This window comes from Mesorhizobium sp. M7A.F.Ca.US.006.04.2.1, assembly GCF_004022915.1.
In the GTDB taxonomy this organism is placed as follows: Bacteria; Pseudomonadota; Alphaproteobacteria; order Rhizobiales; family Rhizobiaceae; genus Mesorhizobium; species Mesorhizobium ciceri.
The window spans coordinates 1-808 of record NZ_RZQA01001454.1 but is presented as its reverse complement, the minus strand read 5'-3'; the positions used below and the strand labels follow the sequence as shown (position 1 = coordinate 808).

The 808-nt window shown below is 61.3% G+C and carries 2 protein-coding genes; both read right to left on the bottom strand.

Annotated elements, in window-relative coordinates; translation table 11 throughout:
- Positions 1-243, bottom strand: a 243-nt coding sequence (locus EN925_RS38005) for an ATP-binding cassette domain-containing protein (protein WP_128337470.1), incomplete at its 3' end; no start/stop codon positions are given.
- Positions 243-808, bottom strand: a 566-nt coding sequence (locus EN925_RS38000) for a BMP family ABC transporter substrate-binding protein (RefSeq protein ID WP_128337469.1), incomplete at its 5' end; no start/stop codon positions are given. The genes EN925_RS38005 and EN925_RS38000, both read right to left, overlap by 1 nt.

The following is an 808-nucleotide window of genomic DNA, read 5'->3' as shown; positions in this document are numbered from 1 at the left end:
GCCGTCGATCGATTGCTCGCCCCCGTCTGCTACATAGACGCCGGCCGCCACGTTCATCAAAGTGGACTTGCCTGCACCGTTCTCACCGACAATGGCATGCACCTCCCCCCATTCGAGACAGAAGGACGCATCGCGGAGCGCGGCTTTGCCGTCAAACGACTTGCCTATGCCGCGCATCAACAGAGCCGCCGGCGTGCCCAGCGGTCGTCGCATGTCGCCCGCTTGCTGAAGCGCCGTCGTCATTACTTCGCCGGCATGGTGCCGATGACACCGTCGACGAAATAGTCCATCGACCAGAGCGCCGCATCGTCGACCTTCCCGCCGACATCGACAACGATGGTGCCGTCTTGCTTTTTCAGAGGGCCCTGGAATGGATCAAGCTTGCCGGCGATGATCTCCTGCTTTGCTGCTTCAACCTTTGCCTTGGTCTCCTCGGAAACCGAGGGGCCAAAAGGAGCAAGATCGACCACGCCGGTTTCAAGGCCTTCGAAAGCGCCGTATTCCTCGGGTTTCCAGTTGCCGTCGATGATCTCCTTGATCGTCGGCACAAGATATTTCTCCCAGCGGAAGATGACGGAGGTCTGGATCGTCCGCGGCGCGGCATGCGACATGTCGAGCTGAAAGCCTATCGAAGGAACGCCTGCCTTTTCGGCGGCGTCGAGCGCCGAGGTCGCGCTCAGATTCGTGGCGAGCACGTCGGCCTTCTGGTCGAGAATGGCCTGGGCGATCTGCCCTTCCTTCACCGGGTCCCACCAGGAGTTGGCGAAGACCGCGACCGTTTCGATCGTAGGATCGACCGAACGGGCCC